Origin of the sequence: Kitasatospora sp. NBC_00458 (genome assembly GCF_036013975.1) — a bacterium.
Classification (GTDB): domain Bacteria; phylum Actinomycetota; class Actinomycetes; order Streptomycetales; family Streptomycetaceae; genus Kitasatospora.
Genome location: NZ_CP107904.1, coordinates 5,208,950 through 5,229,138 on the forward strand (window position 1 = coordinate 5,208,950; position 20,189 = coordinate 5,229,138).

Genomic DNA, 20,189 nt, shown 5'->3' on the forward strand with positions numbered 1-20,189 from the left:
CAGCGCGGACGCCCGGACCATGACAGACCCGCACGCCCGTGCAGTGATCCACTCGCGACCGGATACCCTGCCTGTATGGCCAGCGGCGCCACTCAGGGACCAGGCCGCTAGATCGACCAGGGACAGAGGAGTGGTCTTCGTGACCGTCGTGGGACCCTTTGGGCTCAGCGTGCAGGACCGCGATCTGACCCGCGACGTCCAGGCCGGGATGGACGCCGTCGAGGTCGCGCTCGCCGAGGCCGTGAAGAGCGACGTTCCGTTCATCACCGTCACCGCCGGTCACCTCATGGCGGCCGGCGGCAAGCGGTTCCGCCCGCTGCTGGTACTGCTCGCCGCCCAGTTCGGCGACGCCAACGCCCCCGGCGTGGTGCCGGCCGCCGTCGTCGTCGAGCTCACCCACCTCGCCACGCTCTACCACGACGACGTCATGGACGAGGCCCCGGTGCGCCGTGGCGCCCCCAGCGCCAACTCGCGCTGGGACAACTCGGTCGCCATCCTGACCGGCGACTTCCTCTTCTCCCGCGCCTCCCAGGTGCTCGCGGACCTGGGACCGGAGGCCGTCCGGGTCCAGGCCGACGCGTTCGAGCGGCTGGTCACCGGCCAGATCCTGGAGACGGTCGGCCCGGCCGCGGACGACGACCCGCTCCGTCACTACCTCGACGTCCTGGCCGGCAAGACCGGCTCGCTGATCGCCGTCTCCTGCCGGATAGGAGCACTGCTGGCCGGTGCCGAGCCCTGGGTGATCGACACCCTCAGCGCCTACGGCGAGCGGATCGGCATCGCCTTCCAGCTGGCCGACGACGTCCTGGACATCGCGAGCGACGGCCACGAGTCCGGCAAGACCCCCGGCACCGACCTGCGCGAGGGCGTGCAGACCCTGCCGACCCTGCTGCTCCGCCAGATGCCCGCCGACCCCGCCGACCCGTCGGACACCCGGCTGCGCGAGCTGCTGAGCCGTGACCTCAGCGGCGACGACGAGCTGCACGCCGAGACGCTGCGGCTGCTGCGCCGCCACCCGGCGCTGGAGCGCGCGCGCCGGGAGACGCTGCGGCACGCCGAGGAGGCCCGCGCTCTGCTGGAGCCGCTCCCGGACGGCGCGGCCAAGGAGGCGCTCCGGGCGCTCTGCGACTCGGTGGCCATCCGCACCATGTGAGGCCGGCGCGGTCGGCTCCGGTCCCCGCCCCGCCGGGGGGTTCCGGCGCGGCCGACTCCGCGGGCCGCCCCGCCGGGCCGCCCCGGTGGACGGCGTGAATTCCCGCCCGGCCGCCCTCGGGGGCGTGCGGATGGGGGAGACTGACACCCGTCAGCTTCGCCCGCAGCTCCGCCCATCCGGAAGGCCGCCATGCTTCGCGTCGTCATCGCCGAGGACTCCGTACTGCTGCGGGAAGGGCTGACCAGGCTGCTCACCGACCGCGGCCTGGAGGTCGTCGCGGGCGTCGGGGACGGCGACGCCCTGGTCAAGACGATCCACGACCTCGCGGCCGCCGACGCGCTGCCGGACGTGGTGGTCTCGGACGTGCGGATGCCGCCCTCCCACACCGACGAGGGCCTGCGCGCCTGCGTCTCGCTCCGCGGCCTCTACCCGGAGCTGGGCGTGCTGGTGCTGTCGCAGTTCGTCGAGGAGCGCTACGCCTCCGAACTGCTGGCCGGATCCACCCGTGGCGTCGGGTACCTGCTGAAGGACCGGGTGGCCGAGGTCCGCGAGTTCGTGGACGCCGTGGTCCGGGTGGCCGAGGGCGGCACCGCGCTGGACCCCGAGGTGGTGCAGCAGCTGCTCAGCCGCAGCCGCAAGGGTGACGTGCTGGCCGGGCTGACCCCGCGGGAGCGCGAGGTGCTGGGCCTGATGGCCGAGGGGCGGACCAACACCGCGGTGGCGAAGCAGCTGGTCGTCTCGGAGGGCGCGGTCGAGAAGCACGTCAGCAACATCTTCCTCAAGCTCGGCCTGACGCAGAGCCCCGGCGACCACCGGCGGGTTCTCGCGGTGCTCACTTATCTGAATTCCTGAATGCACCGCCCCCCGGCGGGAAGGGCATTCCCGAACAGTCGGTTGGCATTCGAACGAACCTCCCCCGTTCGGGTATGGGCCGGGTCACCCGGAGTGTTGTACCGGCATGCGGCGGTGATTTTCCGCCGCATCGGGTAGTTCCGTCCCAGGCAATCCTTACCCGCATAGGATGCGAGAGGTGCACCAGGCGGACGGGGCACACGGCTCACGCCCGCGGCTGGTGCCCACGAGGAGGTCCGCGGCAGTGACCAGTCAGGTCGATCAGTCAGAAGCAGTGGACGGCTCGGACGGCGACGAGGGCCGGTCCGGGCCCGGCGGTGGCCGCTCCGGCCCTGCCGTGCCGGTCGGTCCACAGCCCAGGCGCGCCAAGCCGATCCGCAAGTTGGACCGGGTGATCATCAGATTCGCCGGAGACTCCGGCGACGGCATGCAGCTCACCGGCGACCGTTTCACCTCCGAAACGGCGTCCTTCGGCAACGACCTCTCCACCCTGCCCAACTTCCCGGCCGAGATCCGGGCACCCGCCGGGACCCTGCCGGGCGTCTCGTCCTTCCAGCTCCACTTCGCCGACCACGACATCCTGACCCCGGGGGACGCGCCCAACGTCCTGGTGGCGATGAACCCGGCCGCGCTCAAGGCCAACCTGGCGGACCTGCCGCGCGGTGCGGAGATCATCGTCAACACCGACGAGTTCACCAAGCGCGCGCTGGCCAAGGTCGGTTACGGGGCGGACCCGCTTGACGACGGTTCGCTGGAGGGCTACCACCTGCACAAGGTGCCGCTGACCACGCTCACCCTGGAGGCCCTCAAGGACAGCGGTCTGGCCCGCAAGGACGCCGAGCGGGCGAAGAACATGTTCGCGCTCGGCCTGCTCTCCTGGATGTACCACCGGCCGACCCGCGGCACCGAGTCCTTCCTGCGCAGCAAGTTCGCCAAGAAGCCGCAGATCGCCGAGGCCAACATCAGTGCCTTCCGGGCCGGTTGGAACTTCGGTGAGACGACCGAGTCGTTCGCGGTCTCCTACGAGGTGTCGCCGGCCAAGCTGCCGCCGGGCCGCTACCGCAACATCTCCGGCAACCTGGCCCTGTCGTACGGCCTGATCGCCGCCTCCCAGCGGTCCGGGCTGCCGCTCTACCTGGGCTCGTACCCGATCACCCCGGCCTCGGACATCCTGCACGAGCTCAGCAGGCACAAGAACTACGGGGTGCGCACCTTCCAGGCCGAGGACGAGATCGCCGGCATCGGTGCGGCGCTCGGTGCGGCCTTCGGCGGCGCGCTCGGCGTGACCACCACCTCCGGGCCGGGGGTGGCGCTGAAGAGCGAGACCATCGGTCTGGCCGTCTCGCTCGAACTGCCGCTGCTGGTGGTGGACATCCAGCGCGGCGGCCCGTCCACCGGTCTGCCGACCAAGACCGAGCAGGCCGACCTGCTGCAGGCGATGTTCGGCCGCAACGGCGAGGCCCCGGTGCCGATCGTGGCCCCGGCCACCCCGGCGGAGTGCTTCGACGCGGCGCTGGAGGCGGCCCGGATCGCGGTCACCTACCGCACCCCGGTGTTCCTGCTCTCGGACGGCTACCTGGCCAACGGGTCCGAGCCCTGGCGGATCCCGGAGGTCGACGAACTGCCCGAGATCAACCCGGACTTCGCCACCGGACCGAACCGCGAGGACGGCACCTTCTGGCCGTACCTCCGCGATCCGCAGACGCTGGCCCGGCCGTGGGCGGTGCCCGGCACACCGGGTCTGGAGCACCGGATCGGCGGTATCGAGAAGCAGGACGGCACCGGCAACATCTCCTACGACCCGGCCAACCACGACTTCATGGTCCGTACCCGCCAGGCCAAGGTGGACGGCATCACGGTGCCCGAGGCCGAGGTCGACGACCCGTCCGGGGAGGCCCGGGTGCTGGTGATCGGCTGGGGTTCGACCTACGGCCCGATCACGGCGGCCGTCCGCCGGGTCCGGGCGGACGGCGGCGAGATCGCCCAGACGCACCTGCGCAACCTCAACCCCTTCCCCGCCAACCTCGGCACGGTGCTGCGGAGTTACGACAAGATCATCGTTCCGGAGATGAACCTCGGCCAGCTGGCGCTGCTGCTGCGCGGCACGTACCTGGTGGACGCCCAGTCCTACAACCAGGTGCGCGGACTCCCCTTCAAGGCGGCGCAGTTGGCGGACGTGCTGTGGGCGGCGATCGGGAACCTGGACGAGGAGGACAACCGATGAGCGAGAAGTTCCCCTCGTTGAAGCTGGTCCCGAAGACCGAAGCGCCGCAGAGCGCGAAGGACTTCAAGACCGACCAGGAGGTGCGCTGGTGCCCCGGCTGCGGTGACTACGCGATCCTGGCGGCGGTGCAGTCGTTCATGCCGGAGCTGGGGATCAGACGGGAGAACACCGTCTTCGTCTCCGGGATCGGCTGCTCGTCGCGCTTCCCCTACTACATGAACACCTACGGGGTGCACTCGATCCACGGCCGCGCGCCGGCGATCGCCACCGGGCTGGCCTCCTCCCGGCGGGACCTGAGCGTCTGGGTGGTGACCGGCGACGGCGACGCGCTGTCGATCGGCGGAAATCATCTGATCCACGCGCTTCGGCGGAATGTGAATCTGAAGATCCTGCTGTTCAACAACCGTATCTACGGCCTGACCAAGGGGCAGTATTCGCCCACCAGTGAACTCGGGAAGATCACCAAGTCCACGCCGATGGGTTCGCTGGACGCCCCGTTCAATCCGCTCTCGCTGGCGATCGGTGCGGAGGCGAGCTTCGTCGCCCGGACCATCGACTCCGACCGTCAGCACCTCCAGTCGGTGCTCCGGGCGGCGGCCGAGCACGAGGGCACGGCGCTGGTCGAGATCTACCAGAACTGCAACATCTTCAACGACGGCGCCTTCGAGGTGCTCAAGGAGGCCGGCACCCGGGACGAGGCGCTGATCAGGCTGGAGCACGGGCAGCCGGTCCGCTTCGGCGCCGACCGGGCCCGGGGCGTCTTCCGCGGCGCCGACGGCGAGCTGTTCGTCGACACCGTCACCGCTTCTAACGAGTCCGCCGTCCTGGTCCACGACGCCCACGCCGCCGGCCCGTCCACGGCGTTCGCGCTCTCCCGGATCGCCGACGCGGACACCCTGCACCACACCCCGATCGGCGTGCTGCGGAGCGTTCGCCGTCCGGTGTACGACGAGCTGATGAGCAGCCAGCTGGAAACCGCCGCCGCCCAACGCGGCCCGGGTGACCTCGCGGCGCTGCTCTCCGGCAGCGACACCTGGACGGTCGACTGACGGCAGCCCCTGTACGACGGGCCCCGTACGGCGGCCCAGTACGACGGCCCCCCGTACGACGGAACGGCGCCCCCGGCCACAGTGGCCGGGGGCGCCGTCGTCATCCGTGCGGTCGTGGCGCCGTCGATGCGCCGCCGCCGTGGCGGCGTCGGGTCGGCGCCGTGCCGTCCGACGGGCGGCGCCGGAGCGTCAGTGCGTCCGGGGCCGACCCGTCACGACTGCTCCGCCCACTCCACGAGCTGGAGCACCACCCCGTTCGGGTCGGTGACCTGGAACAGCTTCTCGCCCCACGGCTCCTCCCGCAGCGACATGGTGATCTCCACGCCCGCGGACCGCAGCCGTGCTTCCTCGGCGGCCACGTCGGTGACGACGAAGGCCAGGATCAGCCCGGTGGCGACCTGGTCGCGGAAGCCCTCCGGCAGCACCTCGATGCCGCGCCGCAGGAAGACCACGTTGACCCCGGCGTCCTCCCGGCCGAGGGAGACGAACCCGTCCGACGCCATCTGCTCGGTGAACCCGAAGTGCTCCCGGAGGAACGACGCCGAGGCGTCCACGTCCGCGACGGTGAGCGAAACGGCGGAGGAGGTGATCTGCATGCTGTGAACCCTCTCGTCGGTGATTATCCCGTACGCAGTACACTGTACATGGTACGGAGAATTGTGCAAGGGGTGTTCCGGGATCCGTGGGGTGATGCGTGTGGCGGCGGTCCCGGGTGGGCCGGGGCTGCGGTTGAGGGTCGGCCCCGGGGCCCGGCAGTGCCGGGCCCCGACCGTCAGGACGTGGCCTGGTCGATCCCCGGCAGCGGATCCTGGTCGACCTCGTGGCGGGCGACGCGGTCGGCCGGGTCCCGGCACTCGGGGCCCAGGCGGAGGATGCGGGACTCGGGGTCGTGCAGCGGGCGGTGGCAGCGGCGGCAGGTGACCCGGGGTCGGACGGGGCCCGGGGTGGCGGCGAGCGGGAGGGGTTCGGGGGTGGCGTCGGTCATGGGGCGACGGTAGTCGGGCGGTGGGGGAGGCGGGCGTGAAAGGATCGGCGCATGGCCAGTGACCGCAGTGGTGCCGGAGATCCGGCGCGGACCCTCGCGCTGCTCTGGGGCGTGACGGCGCAGGAGAAGCCGGGCCGGCGCGGGCCCCGGCAGGCGAAGTCCCCGGCGGAGATCGCCGCCGCGGCGATCGCGATCGCCGACGCGGAGGGCGTGGAGGCCGTGACCATGCGGCGGGTGGCCCAGGAGCTGGGGGTCTCGCCGATGGCGCTGTACACCTACGTGCCGGGCAAGGCGGAACTGCTCGACCTGATGCTGGACACCGTCTTCGCGGCCGTGCCCCGCAGTGCCCCGGTCGACGGGGGCTGGCGTGCGCGGGCCACCGCCGTCGCCGACGACAACCGCGCGCTGTACCGGGCCCACCCGTGGATGGCGGCGGTCGCCACCAGTCGCCCGCCGCTCGGTCCGGGGCTGATGGCCAAGTACGAGTACGAGCTGGGCGCCCTGGAGGGGACCGGTCTGCCGGACGTCGAACTGGACGCCGCGCTCACCCACCTGCTGGGCTTCGTCGAGACCTGCGCCCGGATGGCCTCCGACGAGCGCGCCGCGCGACAGGACAGCGCGATGACGGACGCCCAGTGGTGGGCCGCCAATGCCGAGCTGCTGGCGCGGGTCTTCGACGCCGGGCGCTACCCGGTGGCGGCCCGGGTGGGCAGTGCCGCCGGCGAGGCGCACGGGGGCGCGTACAGCCCGGACCACGCGTACGCCTTCGGGCTGGCGCGGGTGCTGGACGGCCTGGCGGTGCTGATCGAGGAGTGCCGGGAGGGCTGAAACGGCCGGCCGGCGGCCGACCGGTGGCCGACTGCCGGGCGGATGCCCACGGCCGGACCGGCGCGGCAGAATCTGTAGACCGGTCGGTATAAGTAGACCGGTCGACATAAAAACGGCCCCGCCTGGCTCAGCGTCCGCGTGCGTCGTACTCGTCGCGGGCGGCCAGGACGGCGCCGACCCGGGCCTCCGACCAGTGCGCCAGGGTGGAGACCAGCCGGGCGGCCTCCCTGCCGAGCGGGGTGAGGCTGTAGTCGACCCGCGGCGGGATGACCGGGTGGGCCTCGCGCAGCACGAAGCCGTCGCGTTCCAGGGTCTGCAGGGTCTGCGCGAGCATCTTCTCGCTCACCCCGGTGATCCGGCGGCGCAGCTCGCTGAAGCGGTAGCCGCGCTCGTCGAGCGCCCCCAGCACCAGGACGCCCCAGCGGCTGGTGACGTGCTCCAGCACGCCCCGGGACGGACACATGCGGTCGAAGACGTCGGGCAGGGGCAGGGCGCAGGGCGGCGCGAGTGCCGGCGGGGCCGGCGGTTCGGCCGCAGGCTCGGCGGCCGCCGCGGGGTCGGCGGAGTTCATTACCTTCATGTCAGTACCCTACTTTGAAGTGCGTACTTACGAAAGGTTAGTGCCACCCCTAGAGTGAGTGTCGTAGACGGAAGTTCAACGGACAACCACCCCAGGGAGCAACATCATGTACGTCGTCACCGGTGCCACCGGACAGCTCGGCCGCCTGGTCGTCGAGGGCCTGCTGGCCAAGGTCCCCGCGAGCGAGGTGGCGGTGGCCGTCCGTTCCGCGGAGAAGGCCGCCGACCTCGCCGAGCGCGGTGTGACGGTCCGGGTGGTCGACTACGGCCGGCCGGAGAGCCTGGAGGGCGCCTTCGCCGCCGGTGACCGGGTGCTGCTGATCTCGGGCAGCGAGATCGGCAGCCGGATCCCGCAGCACACCGCCGTGGTCGAGGCGGCGCGTGCCGCCGGTGTCGCGCTGTTCGCCTACACCAGTGCGCCGGGCGCGGCCACCTTCAAGCTGGCCGACGAGCACAAGGCCACCGAGGCGGTCATCCGCGAGTCCGGGCTCCCCTTCGCCCTCCTGCGCAACGGCTGGTACACCGAGAACTACCTCGGTGACGCGGTCGGCACGGTCGAGCGCGGTGCGGTGGTCGGCAGCGCCGGCGACGGCCGGATCGCCTCGGCCCCGCGCCGGGACTACGCCGACGCGGCGGTGGCGGTCCTCACCGGCGAGGGCCACGAGAACACGGTGTACGAGCTCAGCGGTGACGTCGCCTGGAGCCTCCCGGAGCTGGCCGCCGAGCTGGCGCAGGCGTCGGGCAAGCCGGTCGGGCACCGTGACGTGACCCCGGCCGAGCACCTCGCGGTGCTGGTCGGCGCCGGTCTGCCGGAGGGCTTCGCCGGGATCCTGGTGGACGTCGACGCCGGCATCGCGCGCGGTGAGCTGGCCGGCACCCCGGGCGACCTGGCCAAGCTGATCGGCCGCCCGACCGCCCCGCTGGCGGAGAGCGTGAAGGCGGCGCTCGGAGCCTGAGGCGCCCGGACGCGCCCCATCGCGCTCCACCGCGTCACCGGCTCCCGCCCGGGACGGCTCCGCGTCCGGAGCCGTCCCGGGCCCGCCGTCGTGACCGCACCCGTTCCGCGTCCGGCTCCGCTTCCGTGCCCGTGCCCGCGCCCGGGGCGCCCGGCCGGGGTGTCCACCAGCGGAGTCCCGCCGCGGTGATCGAGCCCCTTTGCCTGTCATGACCAAAATCCGGATACGGAGATGACAGCCTGCCCCCGCGCCCGCTACCGTCGCCTCGACACAGGTGCGCGCGGAGGGCAGGCGGTCCATGCCAGAGACAACCCAGCAGGAGGCCGGCCGAGGGCTCTGGTTCGGCGTCGCGGCGTACGGGATCTCGGGGCTCTTCCCACTGTTCTGGCCGCTGCTGGAGCCGGGCGCCGCCGACGACATCCTGGCCAACCGGATGGTCTGGTCGCTGGTCGCCGTGGTGGCGCTGCTGCTGGTCCAGCGGCACTGGGGCTGGATACGCCCGCTGCTGGGCCAGCCCCGCCGGCTGGCCATGCTGGGCGGCGCGGCCGTGGTGATCTCGGTCAACTGGGGCGTCTACATCTGGGCCGTCAACGCCGGCCACGTGGTGGAGACCAGCCTCGGCTACTTCATCAACCCGCTGGTCACCATCGCCTTCGGCGTCCTGGTGCTCAAGGAGCGGCTGCGCAGGGCGCAGTGGGTGGCGGTGGGGATCGGTGCGCTCGCGGTGGCGGTGCTGACCGTCGGCTACGGGCGCCTCCCGTGGATCGCGCTGACCCTGGCGCTCTCCTTCGCCACCTACGGCCTGCTGAAGAAGACGGTCGGGCTGAGCGGCTTGGAGAGCCTGGCGGCCGAGAGCGCCTTCATGTTCCCCTTCGCGCTCGGCTACCTGGTCTACCTGCAGGCCACCGGCCGCGGCACCCTGGGCCACACGGTGGCCGGCTCGTACGGCTGGGGCCACTCGGGGCTGCTGGTGCTCAGCGGGGTGATCACCGCGGTCCCGCTGCTCTGCTTCGGGGCGGCGGCGGTCCGGGTGCCGCTGACCACGCTCGGGCTGCTGCAGTACCTGGCACCGGTGTTCCAGTTCCTGATCGGCGTCGCCGTCTTCCACGAGTCGATGCCGCCCGCCCGCTGGGCCGGGTTCGCCCTGGTGTGGGCCGCGCTCGCGGTGCTCACCTGGGACGCGTTGCGGCGCGTCCGGGCGGACCGGGCGGCCGACCGGGCCCGGGCGGCGGCGACCCCGGCCGACGCCGTGCCCTCCGGCACGGCGCCGACCACGCCGACCACGCCGGCCACCGAACCCGCCCGGGCCGCCACCCGCTGAGCCCACCGCGGCGGCCCCGTCCGGGCGGTCCGGTCCGCCGCCGCGCAGGCGCGCACCCCGGGCCGGAACGGATCAGAACGGACCGGCTCAGGCCGTGATGTCCCGCGCCGTGAACCGGGCCCACGCCGCCGATCCGAACACCGCCACGTAGGCGGCCTGCAGCCCGAGGTTCTTCAGCACCCCGTCCCAGTACATCGGCTCCCGCAGGAGGTCGCCGAAGGTGAGCCAGTGGTGGGTGAAGAGGAACGGCTGGATCGCGTGCAGCTGCGGGAAGCTGTCCAGGATCTGCACGGTGATCACCAGTCCGACGGTGGCCGCCATCGCCGCGATCCCGCTGCCGGTGAGCGTCGAGACGAACAGCCCGATCGCGACCAGTCCCGCCAGTGAGGCGGCGACCACCGCGGCCACCAGCACGGCCCGCAGCAGCGCCGAACCCAGGCCGATGGTCTCCCCGGAGATCAGCGTGACGTCGCCGACCGGGAACAGCGCCGCCCCGGTGGCCACCGCCGCCAGGGCCACCGTCGCGGTGGCCGCCAGGCAGAAGGCCAGCCCGGCGGTGAACTTGGCGGCCAGCAGCCTGGTCCGCCCGGCCGGGGCGACCAGCAGGTAGCGCAGGGTGCCGGTGGCCGCCTCGCCGGCCACCGAGTCCCCGGCGACCACGCCGACCGTCATCGGCAGGAAGACCGGCAGCGCCACGGCGAGCGCCGTGAACACCAGGAACAGGCCGTTCTGGGTGACCTGCGCGATGAAGGCCGGACCCTCGCCGCCGCGCGGTCCGTCCGTCTCGATCTTGACCACCGTGCCGATCAGGACCGGCAGTACGGCCAGGATCCCCAGCAGCGCGATGGTCCGCACCCGGCGGAAGGTCAGCACCAGCTCGTTGCGGAACAGCGCCAGGAACCCGGCCGCCGTCTGCGTCCTGCGCCCGGGCACGGCGGCCCCCGGGGCCGCGGCACCCGGCCCCGCGACCCGCGGCACCGCCGCCCCGGCCCCGGCCCCGGCCGCGCCGGCCCCCGTCGCTCCGGCCGTCTCCGGCGCCTCAGCCCGCGACATCGAAGCCCTCCCCGGTCATCGCCACGAAGGCGTCCTCCAACGTGCCCCGCTCCACCCCGAAGCCGTGGATCCGCACCTCGGCCGCGACCAGTGCCGCGCAGAGGCCGGGCAGTGCGTCCTCGGCCAGGGTCCCCAGCTCGCCGTCGACCCGCTCCTCGCCGACCTGGACCCCGGTCACCTTGTGGGCGAGCAGCACCTCCGCGGCCCGGTGGGTGTCCGGTGTCCGGACGACCAGCCGGCCGCGGGCCCGGGCGGCGAGTTCGGCGACGGTGCCCTGCACCACCAGCCGGCCGCGCGACATCACCGCGGCGTGCGTGCAGACCTGCTCGATCTCGTCCAGCAGGTGGGAGGAGAGGAAGACCGTCGTGCCCTCCGCCGCGACCTCCCGGATCAGCGCCCGGATCTCCCGCATGCCCTGCGGGTCGAGTCCGTTGGTCGGCTCGTCCAGGACGAGCAGCTCGCGCGGCTGGAGCAGGGCCGACGCGAGGCCGAGCCGCTGCTTCATCCCCAGCGAGTAGGCCCGGGCCTTCTTCCCGGCGGCGGCGGTCAGCCCGACCCGGTCGAGGGCCTCGGCCACCCGCTGCTTCCGGGTGCGCGGGTCGGCGGTCGGATCCGCGGCGTCGAAGCGCGCCAGGTTGTCCCGGCCGGAGAGGAAGCCGTACAGGGCCGGGCCCTCGATGAGGGCGCCGACCCGGGGGAGCACCGTGGAGACCGACTGCGGCATCGACTCGCCGAGCACGGTCGCCACCCCGGACGTGGGGGCGATGAGGCCCATCAGCATCCGGATGGTGGTGGTCTTGCCGGAGCCGTTGGGGCCGAGGAAGCCGAAGACCGAGCCCCGGGGGACGGTCAGGTCCAGCCCGTCCACGGCGAGCTGGCCGCCGCGGAACCGCTTGGTCAGCCCCCTGGCTCTGATCACGTCGTCGGAGGGTGGGGAGACGGGGGAGGGCGAAGCGGCAACGGGGGCCGGGCGCGCGATCGCGCCCCGGCCCCCGGCCGGCTCCGTAACGTCCCCCGTTACCGGAGCCTGGGTCACCTACTTCACCCCGGCCGCACTCTGCAGCACCGGCAGGGTCACCGCGCCGGCGAAGACCCGGCCGTCGTCGGTGACCAGCACGTTCAGCACCTTGGTGCTGATCTGCGAGCCGCCCTTGACCGGCTTGCCGAGCGACTTGGCCAGCGCCAGCGGGTTCTGCGCCTTGCCCTCGCCCGCACCCGGGCCGTGCCCGCCCCTGCCGCGCGGGCCCCTGCCCTCGGCCGGGACGAAGACGTCGCCGCCGGGCAGCTGGGCGGAGAGCACCGCCGTCCAGCCCTCGCCGACCACGTTCAGACCCTGCGCGGCGGCCGCGGCCTCCGGGGAGGCGCCGGCCTTGGCACCGTCGGCCCTGCGGCCCTCCGGCGCCTTCTGCTCCGTCACCTTGGCGCCCTTGGGCACGGTGAACTCGAAGGTCTTGGCCGCGGGCTTGGCGAACGACACCTCGGTGAAGTGGACGTCCAGCACCGTGCTGCCGTCGGAGCCCTTGACCACGACGGCCAGCGGCACGCCGTTGTCGGCGGCCACCGCGACCCGCACCTCGCCGATGGTCGAGCCCGGCTGGGTGGGCTTCACGCTCAGCTGGTACGCCTTCTGCCCGGCCACGCTCGCGGTGCCGTCCACCGTCACGGCGGTGGTGCCCGCGCTCGCGGTGAGGAACAGCCGGGCGGCCTCCTGCGGGGTGGTCGGCACCCCGGTCAGCGGCGCCTTGCCCTCGTGGCCCGTGCCCGGGCGGCCGCCCGGGCCGTCGGACCCGACCCCGCTCAGGTGGACCGCCTCGTTGCTGGCGCTGTCCCAGGCCCAGGCCTGGTCGCCGTTGCGGACCAGCTCGTACCCGGCGAGCTGCTCCAGCAGGCCGATCCGCTGCTTGTCCGGACCGTCCACCGCGACCCGCAGGGTGTGCTCGCCGCCCAGCAGGCCGGTGAGCTTGGACTCCGGAGAGGCCCCCGACGGCTTGCCGGCGCCGGGGCCGCCCGAGCCGATCCCGCCGGCCGCGGCGCCGAGCAGCTGGCTCGGCACGCCCAGGTCGGCCGAGACCGACACGGTGCCGGAGAGCGTCTCGGCCTGCGAGCCGAGCGCCTTCGCCACCACCTGTTCCGCCGTCAGTGCGGGCAGGTCCGGGGGCGAGGAGTCCGCCAGCGCCGGTACCAGCCCCACCCCGGCGGCGATCGTGGCGGCCACGGCCAGCGGCACCGCTACCCGGATCATCGTCCGGCGGCCGGACCGGTACGGCACGCCCTCCCGGAGTCCGTCCTGGAAGCCGCCCCGGACCCCGTCCGCCGAACCACCCGCCGCGGTCGTCCTGTCGTCCGTCATCACGTCCAACCCCTCCGTCAGTGACCGACTGTCCCTGTCCCTCCATTAGACGGCCCCGGGCCGCTTCCGTCATCGCCCTGCAGGGTCAGATCCGGCTCGGTCTCGCGGCGCAGCCGACCCTGATCGCACCTCAGGGTCGGCTCCTCCGAACGTACGAGGAACGTACGAGAACTGGCGTAGGGTCGCGGGCATGGACGCAACCAACATCCCGACCGCGAACGCGATGCGGCGAGCCCTGCGCCGGGCCCGGGACGGTGTCGCGCTGGACGCGACCGAGGCGGCGGTACTCCTCCGGGCCAGGGGCGAGGACCTGCGCGACCTCTGTGCGAGCGCCGCCCGGGTGCGCGACGCGGGCCTCGAAGCGGCCGGCCGTCCCGGCGTCATCACCTACTCCAGGAGCGTGTTCATCCCGCTCACCCGGCTCTGCCGGGACAAGTGCCACTACTGCACCTTCGTGACCGTCCCCGGCAAGCTCCGCCGGGCCGGCCACGGGATGTTCATGTCGCCGGACGAGGTGCTGGAGGTCGCCCGCCGGGGCGCCGAGCTGGGGTGCAAGGAAGCCCTGATCACCCTCGGCGACAAGCCCGAGGACCGCTGGCCGGAGGCGCGCGAGTGGCTGGACGCGCACGGCTACGACGACACCATCGCCTACGTCCGGGCGATGTCGATCCGCATCCTGGAGGAGACCGGGCTGCTCCCGCACCTCAACCCCGGGGTGCTGAGCTGGACCGACTTCCAGCGGCTGAAGCCGGTCTCCGCCTCGATGGGCATGATGCTGGAGACCACCGCCACCCGGCTCTGGAGCGAGCCCGGCGGTCCGCACCACGGTTCGCCCGACAAGGAGCCGGCCGTCCGGCTGCGGGTGCTGGAGGACGCCGGCCGCAGCTCGGTGCCCTTCACCAGCGGCCTGCTGATCGGCATCGGCGAGACGTACGAGGAGCGCGCCGAGTCGCTGTTCGCGCTGCGCCGCGTCTCCCGGGCGTACCACGGCATCCAGGAGCTGATCCTGCAGAACTTCCGCGCCAAGCCGGACACCGCGATGCGCGGCATGCCGGACGCGGAGCTGGACGAGCTGGTCGCCACCGTCGCGGTGGCCCGGCACATCATGGGCCCGTCGGCCTGCCTCCAGGCCCCGCCGAACCTGGTGGACGGCGAGTACGGGCGGCTGATCGGGGCCGGTGTCGACGACTGGGGCGGCGTCTCGCCGCTGACCCCCGACCACGTCAACCCCGAGCGTCCGTGGCCGCAGATCGACCGGCTCGCCGAGCAGTCGGCGGCGGCCGGCTTCGAGCTGCGCGAGCGCCTCGCGGTCTACCCCGAGTACGTGCGGCACGGCGAGCCCTGGCTGGACCCGCGGGTGCTGCCGCACGTCCGCGCGCTGGCCGACCCGGAGACCGGTCTGGCCCGCCCGGACGCGGTGGTGACCGGCCACCCCTGGCAGGAGCCGGAGGACCTGCCGGACTCGTACGGGCGCACCGACCTGCACACCGCGATCGACACCGAGGGCCGGACCGGCGACCGCCGGGCCGACTTCGAGGACGTCTACGGCGACTGGGAGGTGCTGCGGGAGCAGGCCGCCGCCGTCCCGGGACCCGCGGGGGCGCCGGAGCGCCTCGACGGCGACGTCCGGGCCGCCCTCGCGGTGGCCGCCGACGACCCGGAGAAGCTGACGGACGAGCAGGCGCTGGCCCTGTTCCACGCGGACGGCCCGGCGCTGGACGCGCTCTGCCGGATCGCCGACGCGGTGCGCCGCGACGCGGTGGGGGACGAGGTCACCTACTGCGTCACCCGGAACATCAACTTCACCAACGTCTGCTACACCGGCTGCCGGTTCTGCGCCTTCGCCCAGCGCCGCACCGACGCGGACGCGTACAGCCTCTCGCTGGACCAGGTGGCCGACCGGGCCGCGCAGGCCTGGGAGGTGGGTGCCACCGAGGTCTGCATGCAGGGCGGCATCCACCCGGACCTGCCCGGCACCGCCTACTTCGACATCGCGCGCGCGGTGAAGGAGCGGGTGCCCGGCATCCACGTGCACGCCTTCTCGCCGATGGAGGTGGTCAACGGCGCCACCCGGACCGGCCTCTCGATCCGCGACTGGCTGCAGCGGGCCAAGGAGTCCGGCCTGGACACCATCCCGGGCACGGCCGCCGAGATCCTGGACGACGAGGTCCGCTGGGTGCTCACCAAGGGCAAGCTGCCGGCCGCGACCTGGGTGGAGGTCGTCACCACCGCGCACGAGCTGGGCATCCGCTCCTCGTCCACGATGATGTACGGCCACGTGGACACCCCGGCGCACTGGCTCGGCCACCTGCGGCTGCTCGCCGGGATCCAGCAGCGCACCGGCGGCTTCACGGAGTTCGTGACGCTGCCGTTCATCCACACCAACGCCCCGGTGTACCTGGCCGGCATCGCGCGGCCGGGCCCCACCGCCCGGGACAACCGGGCGGTGGTCGCGATGGCCCGGCTGCTGCTCCACCCGCACATCCGCAACATCCAGACCAGCTGGGTGAAGCTGGGCGCCGAGGGTGCGGCCGAGATGCTCCGCTCCGGCGCCAACGACCTGGGCGGGACGCTGATGGAGGAGACCATCTCGCGGATGGCCGGTTCGGCGTACGGCAGCTACAAGTCGGTCCGGGAGCTGCAGGCGATCGCCGAGGCGGTGGGCCGTCCGCACCGGCAGCGCACCACCACCTACGGCGAGGTGCCGGCCGAGCGGCTGGCCGCCGCGCTGGCCTCGGACGGGCACCTGCCGGCGCTGCTGCCGCTGGTGGACTGACGCGCGGGCCGGGGGTCCGGCCTCAGCCGACGAGCAGCTGGCTGCGCAGGTCGCGCAGGTCCCGCTGGTCCAGGCCGAGGCCGGACCGCAGGTAGCCGTCGAAGGAGCCGAACCGCTTCCCCACCTCGTCGAAGCCGGCGTTCAGGTACTCGGGCCGGACGTCCAGCAGCGGCTTGTAGACCGCCTGGTAGGCGGGCGGCAGCTGGGCCAGGGTGGCGGCGATCTCGGCGGCCCGGTAGGTGTTGCTGGCCAGGTAGTCGGCCTCGACGGTCTCGCGCGGCACGCCGAGCGCGGTGAGCAGGGCGGCGGAGGCCCAGCCGGTGCGGTCCTTGCCGGCGGTGCAGTGGAACAGGACGTTCTCGTCGTCGCGCTCGACCAGGGAGTTCAGCACCGAGCGGTAGGCGGTCCGGGCGCTGTCGGCGGAGACCATGGTGCGCTCGGCGTCCACCATGACCTGGACGGCGGCCTGCGGGGTGGTGACGTTGAACGCGCCGGTGTCGGCGACGCCGAGCACGTTGGCGGAGACGGCGGTGGCGCCGGCCGGGACGCGGTCCGGGGCGCTCTTCTGCTCGGCGGGGGTCCGCAGGTCGAAGACGGTGCGGATGCCGAGGCGGCGGAGCTTGGCGAGGTCCTGGTCGGTGAGCTTGGAGAGGTCGCCGGAGCGGTAGACGACGCCGGTGCGCACCCAGTGGCCGTCGGTGGTGCGGTAGCCGCCCGCGTCGCGGAAGTTGGGCGCGGAGGCGAGGTGCAGTGAGCGGTCGGCGACGACCAGCGGGGCGCCGCGGTCGGGGACGAGCTCGAAGTACCAGCGGTCGGCGGCGGGCAGGCCGGTGACCGTCACGGTGGCGCTGCCGGCGCCCTTGGCGACGGCCCTGCGGTGGCCGATGTCCTCCGGGTCGGTGCCGGCGTAGACGGTGACGCCCCGGGTGCCGGGGGCGGTCCAGGTGAGGCTGAAGCTCCCGTCGGCCTGCTGGGTGGCGGTGGCGGCGGTGAACGGGATGGCGCGGGCGGTGTGCCGGGCGGCGGCCGGGGCGGGGGAGCCGGCCGGCGCGGCGGCGGCGAGCGCCGGGGTGCCGAGCGTCAGTGCGCAGGTCAGGGCGACGGCTGCGGTCAGGCGGGTGCGGGAGATGGTCATGGCCCGGGACGGTAGGCAGCTCCGGGTGGCGACCCGTGGACGAGGCATGACGGATCGGCGACATGGTGTTGAAGTGCTGGTGTTCCAGGGAGGCCCGCGACCCGTTCGGGCCTTCGAATACAGTGCGAGGGCGCGCGACCGGCCGTGCGTCGCGCGCGCCCCGCCCGCTTTCGGATGAAAGGCGCCCGTCGTGATGCCACTGTGGTCACGCGCACAGCAACAGGACTTCCGCAGTCGGGTGCGGGGCTGTCTGCTCGGCGGGGCGATCGGGGACGCACTCGGCGCGGGCATCGAGTTCGACTCGCTGGAGAAGATCCGCGCGGCGCACGGCCCGCACGGGGTGACCGGCTACGTCCCGGCGTACGGGCGGCTGGGCGCCGTCACCGACGACACCCAGATGGTGCTGTTCACCGTCGACGGCCTGATCCGCGCCCACATCCGGCGGGACACCGGGAGCTGGCACCCGCCCACCGACGTCCATCGCGCCTACCTGCGCTGGGCGGTGACCCAGCGGGACTGGGGGCCGGACGAGCGCCGGGCCGACCTCGGCTGGCTGGGCCGGGAGGAGTGGCTGTACGCGCAGCGGGCGCCCGGCCAGGCCTGCCTGTCCGGGCTCTCCGGCCCCGACGCCGAGCGGCTGGGCACCCTGGAGGCACCGAAGAACCCGCATTCCAAGGGGTGCGGCACGGTGATGCGGGCGGCGCCGTTCGGCCTGCTCACCACCTGGGAGCCGGGGCTGGTGTTCCAGCTCGCGGTGGAGTGCTCGGTGCTGACCCACGGCCACCCCACCGGCTACCTGTCGGCCGGCGCGCTGGCGGTGATCGTCCAGACCGTGGTCCGGGGCGGCACCCTGGAGGAGGGGGTCCACCTGGCGCTCGCGCTGCTCTCCGAGCGGGCGGGGCACGAGGAGACGACGGCGGCGCTGCGGGCCGCGCTGGACGCGGTGCGGGCCGGGGAGCCGTCCGCGGAGCGGGTGGAGGCGCTGGGGGAGGGCTGGGTCGCCGAGGAGGCGCTGGCGATCGGGGTGTACTGCGCGCTGGTCGCGCACGACGTCCGGTCCGGACTGCTGCTGGCGGTGAACCACTCGGGGGACAGCGACTCCACCGGTGCGATATGCGGCAACCTGCTGGGGGTGCTGCACGGGGACACCGCGCTGCCGCCCGGCCTGGTGGTCGGTCTGGAGGGGCGCGGGGCGCTGCTGGAGCTGGCGGACGACTTCGTGCTGGAACTGGTGCACGGCCCCGAGCTGCACAGTGCGCGGACCCCGGAGGGCGCGGCCTGGTCGGCCCGCTACCCGGTGCTGGGCTGAGGACCCGCCCGGACTCGCCGGGGCACGCCACCGTCGGGGGCACGCCACCATCAGGGAGCACGTCACCGTCCGGGGGCACGTCACGATCCGGGAGCGCGCCGCCGTCCGGGGACCACGCCCCCCGGACGCCCAGATGCCCGCAGCGGTGTCCGCCGCCCCGGGGAGGGGGACGGACACCGCTACGGGCACCCGGGCCGAGAAGCGGTGCGGGGCGGGGTCAGATCCCGCCGAACACCCCGGCTCCGGCGTCGGCGGCGAAGGCGCTCCAGGCTTCGGCGGAGAAGCGCAGCTGCGGGCCCTCCGGGTCCTTGGAGTCCCGGACCGCCACCGCGCCGGCGGCGGGCACCCTGATCTCCACGCAGGCGCCGTTGCCGCCGCTGTGACTGCTCTTGTGCCAGGTCGTCCCGTTCTCGAAGGCGGTGCTCATCCGTGGTATCCCTCTTCAATCGTGGCTATCAGTGACCGGCTCTCCGCCACCCCGAGGGCGGCTGCCCGCAGGTGGTCGTAGAGACTGGTATAGCGGCGCACGTCGGCTTCCTTCTCCAGGTAGAGATCGCTCGTCACCCCTTCGAAGTAGACAACCGTGGAATCGGCTGACTCGGGGAACTCAAGCAGGGAGAATGTCCCGGTCATGCCGGGGTGGGCGCCGTGCGCGAACGGGATGACCTGGATGGTGATGTTGGGGCGCTGGCTCAGTTCCAGCATGTGCTTCAGCTGGTGGGCCATCACCTCGCGGCTGCCGACCTCGCGGCGCAGCACCGCCTCGTCTATGACGGTCCAGAGGCTGCCGAGCTGGTTCTCGCCGTGGACCCGGTCCTGGCGCTTCATCCGGACCTGGACCCGGCGCTGGACGGAGAGCGCGTCGGTGTCCGGCTGGGTGCCCTCGACGACGGCCTGGGCGTACTGCTCGGTCTGCAGGAGTCCGGGGACGAAGGAGGACTCGTAGGCGCGGATCGAGGAGGCCTCGGCCTCCAGGCCGATGTACACGCTGTAGGGGGTGGGCATGTCGTTGAAGTCGTGCCACCAGCCGCGCTGCCGGGACTCCCGGGCCATCTCCATCAGGCTGGCCCGCATCGCGTCGTCGGTGACGTTGTAGACGTCGCAGAGGTCGCGGACGTCCCGCTGGCTGATGGAGCGGCGGCCGTTCTCCAGTCGGCTGATCTTCGACTGGGACACCATCAGTCGGCCCGCGACCTCCTCGGCCGTCATGCTGAGCCCCTCGCGGAGCTTGCGCAGCTCCGAGCCGAGGCGCCGGCGGCGCACCGTGGGATTGATGTTCGCGGACACGTCGGCCTCCGGTCGGACTTCTGGTGATCGTTGGAACGGAAGTCCTCGGAACACTGTGGAAATCGGGATCAACCCCCCTGACGTTGAGCAGCATGTCACCTTGGATCAGGTCGGCGCCGGGGAATCACAGGAGCGCAGTAGAACAGATCATCGGAAAAGCGCTTCGGTGAGACAGCGGGCCCTCCGAGGTGGTAGAGCGGCCCGGCGGCCCGTTCCGGTGGTGCTGCGACGGCGGTGCGGACACGGTGTGAACGCGGCGCGGGGCCGCGCAGGTGCTGGTGGCACGTGCGGGGGCGGTATGCGGCCGAGGTGCGTGCGGTGGCTCGATGGGC

The 20,189-nt window shown here is 73.2% G+C and carries 18 protein-coding genes; 9 read left to right on the plus strand and 9 right to left on the minus strand.

The genetic code is table 11. The annotated features are described in order from the left end of the window. Nucleotides 1-139 precede the first annotated feature (139 nt). The 4 genes from OG550_RS21720 to OG550_RS21735 all read left to right on the plus strand — a co-directional run bounded on the left by OG550_RS21720 (nt 140) and on the right by OG550_RS21735 (nt 5,278). Nucleotides 140-1,153, plus strand: coding sequence for a polyprenyl synthetase family protein (locus OG550_RS21720; RefSeq protein ID WP_327680018.1), 1,014 nt, complete (start codon nt 140-142; stop codon nt 1,151-1,153). A 189-nt stretch (nt 1,154-1,342) separates the two neighbouring features. Continuing rightward, nucleotides 1,343-2,005, plus strand: a complete 663-nt coding sequence (locus tag OG550_RS21725) for a response regulator transcription factor (RefSeq protein ID WP_327680020.1) — start codon at nt 1,343-1,345, stop codon at nt 2,003-2,005. A gap of 244 nt (nt 2,006-2,249) precedes the next feature. Continuing rightward, a complete protein-coding gene (locus tag OG550_RS21730) occupies nt 2,250-4,229 on the plus strand; it encodes a 2-oxoacid:acceptor oxidoreductase subunit alpha (protein WP_327680022.1) in 1,980 nt (659 codons plus the stop codon). Next, complete coding sequence (locus OG550_RS21735; RefSeq protein ID WP_327680024.1) at nt 4,226-5,278, plus strand: thiamine pyrophosphate-dependent enzyme; 1,053 nt, start codon at nt 4,226-4,228, stop codon at nt 5,276-5,278. The genes OG550_RS21730 and OG550_RS21735 overlap by 4 nt, the downstream gene beginning before the upstream one ends. Before the next feature lie 212 nt (nt 5,279-5,490). Here OG550_RS21735 and OG550_RS21740 read toward each other — a convergent pair whose 3' ends face one another. Further along, nucleotides 5,491-5,874, minus strand: a complete 384-nt coding sequence (locus OG550_RS21740) for a VOC family protein (RefSeq protein ID WP_327680026.1) — start codon at nt 5,872-5,874, stop codon at nt 5,491-5,493. A 176-nt stretch (nt 5,875-6,050) separates the two neighbouring features. Then, nucleotides 6,051-6,263 carry a DUF6011 domain-containing protein gene (locus OG550_RS21745; RefSeq protein WP_327680028.1) on the minus strand — a complete coding sequence of 71 codons (213 nt, stop codon included), beginning with the start codon at nt 6,261-6,263 and terminating at the stop codon, nt 6,051-6,053. Between the two features lie 51 nt (nt 6,264-6,314). Between OG550_RS21745 and OG550_RS21750 the strand changes: the two genes are divergently transcribed. Next, nucleotides 6,315-7,091 carry a TetR/AcrR family transcriptional regulator gene (locus OG550_RS21750; protein ID WP_327680030.1) on the plus strand — a complete coding sequence of 259 codons (777 nt, stop codon included), beginning with the start codon at nt 6,315-6,317 and terminating at the stop codon, nt 7,089-7,091. A 127-nt stretch (nt 7,092-7,218) separates the two neighbouring features. Here the strand turns inward: OG550_RS21750 and OG550_RS21755 are convergent, their stop codons facing one another. Continuing rightward, nucleotides 7,219-7,554 carry a winged helix-turn-helix transcriptional regulator gene (locus OG550_RS21755; RefSeq protein WP_327684036.1) on the minus strand — a complete coding sequence of 112 codons (336 nt, stop codon included), beginning with the start codon at nt 7,552-7,554 and terminating at the stop codon, nt 7,219-7,221. A 220-nt stretch (nt 7,555-7,774) separates the two neighbouring features. On the opposite strand from OG550_RS21755, the gene OG550_RS21760 reads away from it, so the two are divergent. Further along, nucleotides 7,775-8,626, plus strand: a complete 852-nt coding sequence (locus OG550_RS21760; RefSeq protein ID WP_327684038.1) for an SDR family oxidoreductase — start codon at nt 7,775-7,777, stop codon at nt 8,624-8,626. A gap of 298 nt (nt 8,627-8,924) precedes the next feature. Continuing rightward, nucleotides 8,925-9,947 carry an EamA family transporter RarD gene (rarD, locus tag OG550_RS21765; RefSeq protein ID WP_327680032.1) on the plus strand — a complete coding sequence of 341 codons (1,023 nt, stop codon included), beginning with the start codon at nt 8,925-8,927 and terminating at the stop codon, nt 9,945-9,947. A gap of 87 nt (nt 9,948-10,034) precedes the next feature. Here the strand turns inward: rarD and OG550_RS21770 are convergent, their stop codons facing one another. The 3 genes from OG550_RS21770 to OG550_RS21780 are packed head-to-tail and all read right to left on the minus strand — an operon-like array spanning nt 10,035 to nt 13,350. After that, on the minus strand, nt 10,035-11,000 hold the full coding sequence (locus OG550_RS21770; protein ID WP_327680034.1) for an ABC transporter permease: 966 nt from the start codon (nt 10,998-11,000) through the stop codon (nt 10,035-10,037). Next, a complete protein-coding gene (locus OG550_RS21775; RefSeq protein ID WP_442906165.1) occupies nt 10,987-11,979 on the minus strand; it encodes an ABC transporter ATP-binding protein in 993 nt (330 codons plus the stop codon). Before OG550_RS21775 ends, OG550_RS21770 begins: the two co-directional genes overlap by 14 nt. Nucleotides 11,980-12,036: 57 nt before the next feature. Beyond that, nucleotides 12,037-13,350: a LolA family protein gene (locus OG550_RS21780; RefSeq protein WP_327680038.1), complete on the minus strand. Its 1,314-nt coding sequence runs from the start codon at nt 13,348-13,350 to the stop codon at nt 12,037-12,039. Nucleotides 13,351-13,540: 190 nt separating this feature from the next. Here OG550_RS21780 and OG550_RS21785 point away from each other — a divergent pair, with 190 nt between their 5' ends. Next, on the plus strand, nt 13,541-16,126 hold the full coding sequence (locus tag OG550_RS21785) for a bifunctional FO biosynthesis protein CofGH (protein ID WP_327680040.1): 2,586 nt from the start codon (nt 13,541-13,543) through the stop codon (nt 16,124-16,126). A 22-nt stretch (nt 16,127-16,148) separates the two neighbouring features. On the opposite strand, the gene OG550_RS21790 is transcribed toward OG550_RS21785, so the two are convergent. After that, nucleotides 16,149-17,261 carry a tyrosine-protein phosphatase gene (locus OG550_RS21790; RefSeq protein WP_327680041.1) on the minus strand — a complete coding sequence of 371 codons (1,113 nt, stop codon included), beginning with the start codon at nt 17,259-17,261 and terminating at the stop codon, nt 16,149-16,151. A gap of 193 nt (nt 17,262-17,454) precedes the next feature. Here OG550_RS21790 and OG550_RS21795 point away from each other — a divergent pair, with 193 nt between their 5' ends. Beyond that, nucleotides 17,455-18,570: an ADP-ribosylglycohydrolase family protein gene (locus tag OG550_RS21795; RefSeq protein ID WP_327680043.1), complete on the plus strand. Its 1,116-nt coding sequence runs from the start codon at nt 17,455-17,457 to the stop codon at nt 18,568-18,570. Nucleotides 18,571-18,787: 217 nt separating this feature from the next. Here OG550_RS21795 and OG550_RS21800 read toward each other — a convergent pair whose 3' ends face one another. Both OG550_RS21800 and OG550_RS21805 read right to left on the minus strand, forming a co-directional pair. Next, complete coding sequence (locus OG550_RS21800) at nt 18,788-18,997, minus strand: DUF397 domain-containing protein (protein WP_327680045.1); 210 nt, start codon at nt 18,995-18,997, stop codon at nt 18,788-18,790. Then, nucleotides 18,994-19,857 carry a helix-turn-helix domain-containing protein gene (locus OG550_RS21805; RefSeq protein ID WP_327680046.1) on the minus strand — a complete coding sequence of 288 codons (864 nt, stop codon included), beginning with the start codon at nt 19,855-19,857 and terminating at the stop codon, nt 18,994-18,996. Before OG550_RS21805 ends, OG550_RS21800 begins: the two co-directional genes overlap by 4 nt. Nucleotides 19,858-20,189: the final 332 nt, after the last annotated feature.

Bases quoted from the DNA above. Each gene is read 5' to 3' on its own strand.
- OG550_RS21725 (WP_327680020.1), top strand. From the start codon at position 1,343: ATGCTTCGCGTCGTCATCGCCGAGGACTCCGTACTGCTGCGGGAAGGG.
- OG550_RS21735 (WP_327680024.1), top strand. From the start codon at position 4,226: ATGAGCGAGAAGTTCCCCTCGTTGAAGCTGGTCCCGAAGACCGAAGCG.
- OG550_RS21740 (WP_327680026.1), bottom strand. From the start codon at position 5,874: ATGCAGATCACCTCCTCCGCCGTTTCGCTCACCGTCGCGGACGTGGAC.
- OG550_RS21745 (WP_327680028.1), bottom strand. From the start codon at position 6,263: ATGACCGACGCCACCCCCGAACCCCTCCCGCTCGCCGCCACCCCGGGC.
- OG550_RS21750 (WP_327680030.1), top strand. From the start codon at position 6,315: ATGGCCAGTGACCGCAGTGGTGCCGGAGATCCGGCGCGGACCCTCGCG.
- OG550_RS21755 (WP_327684036.1), bottom strand. From the start codon at position 7,554: ATGTGTCCGTCCCGGGGCGTGCTGGAGCACGTCACCAGCCGCTGGGGC.
- rarD (WP_327680032.1), top strand. From the start codon at position 8,925: ATGCCAGAGACAACCCAGCAGGAGGCCGGCCGAGGGCTCTGGTTCGGC.
- OG550_RS21770 (WP_327680034.1), bottom strand. From the start codon at position 11,000: ATGTCGCGGGCTGAGGCGCCGGAGACGGCCGGAGCGACGGGGGCCGGC.
- OG550_RS21780 (WP_327680038.1), bottom strand. From the start codon at position 13,350: ATGACGGACGACAGGACGACCGCGGCGGGTGGTTCGGCGGACGGGGTC.
- OG550_RS21785 (WP_327680040.1), top strand. From the start codon at position 13,541: ATGGACGCAACCAACATCCCGACCGCGAACGCGATGCGGCGAGCCCTG.
- OG550_RS21790 (WP_327680041.1), bottom strand. From the start codon at position 17,261: ATGACCATCTCCCGCACCCGCCTGACCGCAGCCGTCGCCCTGACCTGC.
- OG550_RS21795 (WP_327680043.1), top strand. From the start codon at position 17,455: ATGCCACTGTGGTCACGCGCACAGCAACAGGACTTCCGCAGTCGGGTG.
- OG550_RS21800 (WP_327680045.1), bottom strand. From the start codon at position 18,997: ATGAGCACCGCCTTCGAGAACGGGACGACCTGGCACAAGAGCAGTCAC.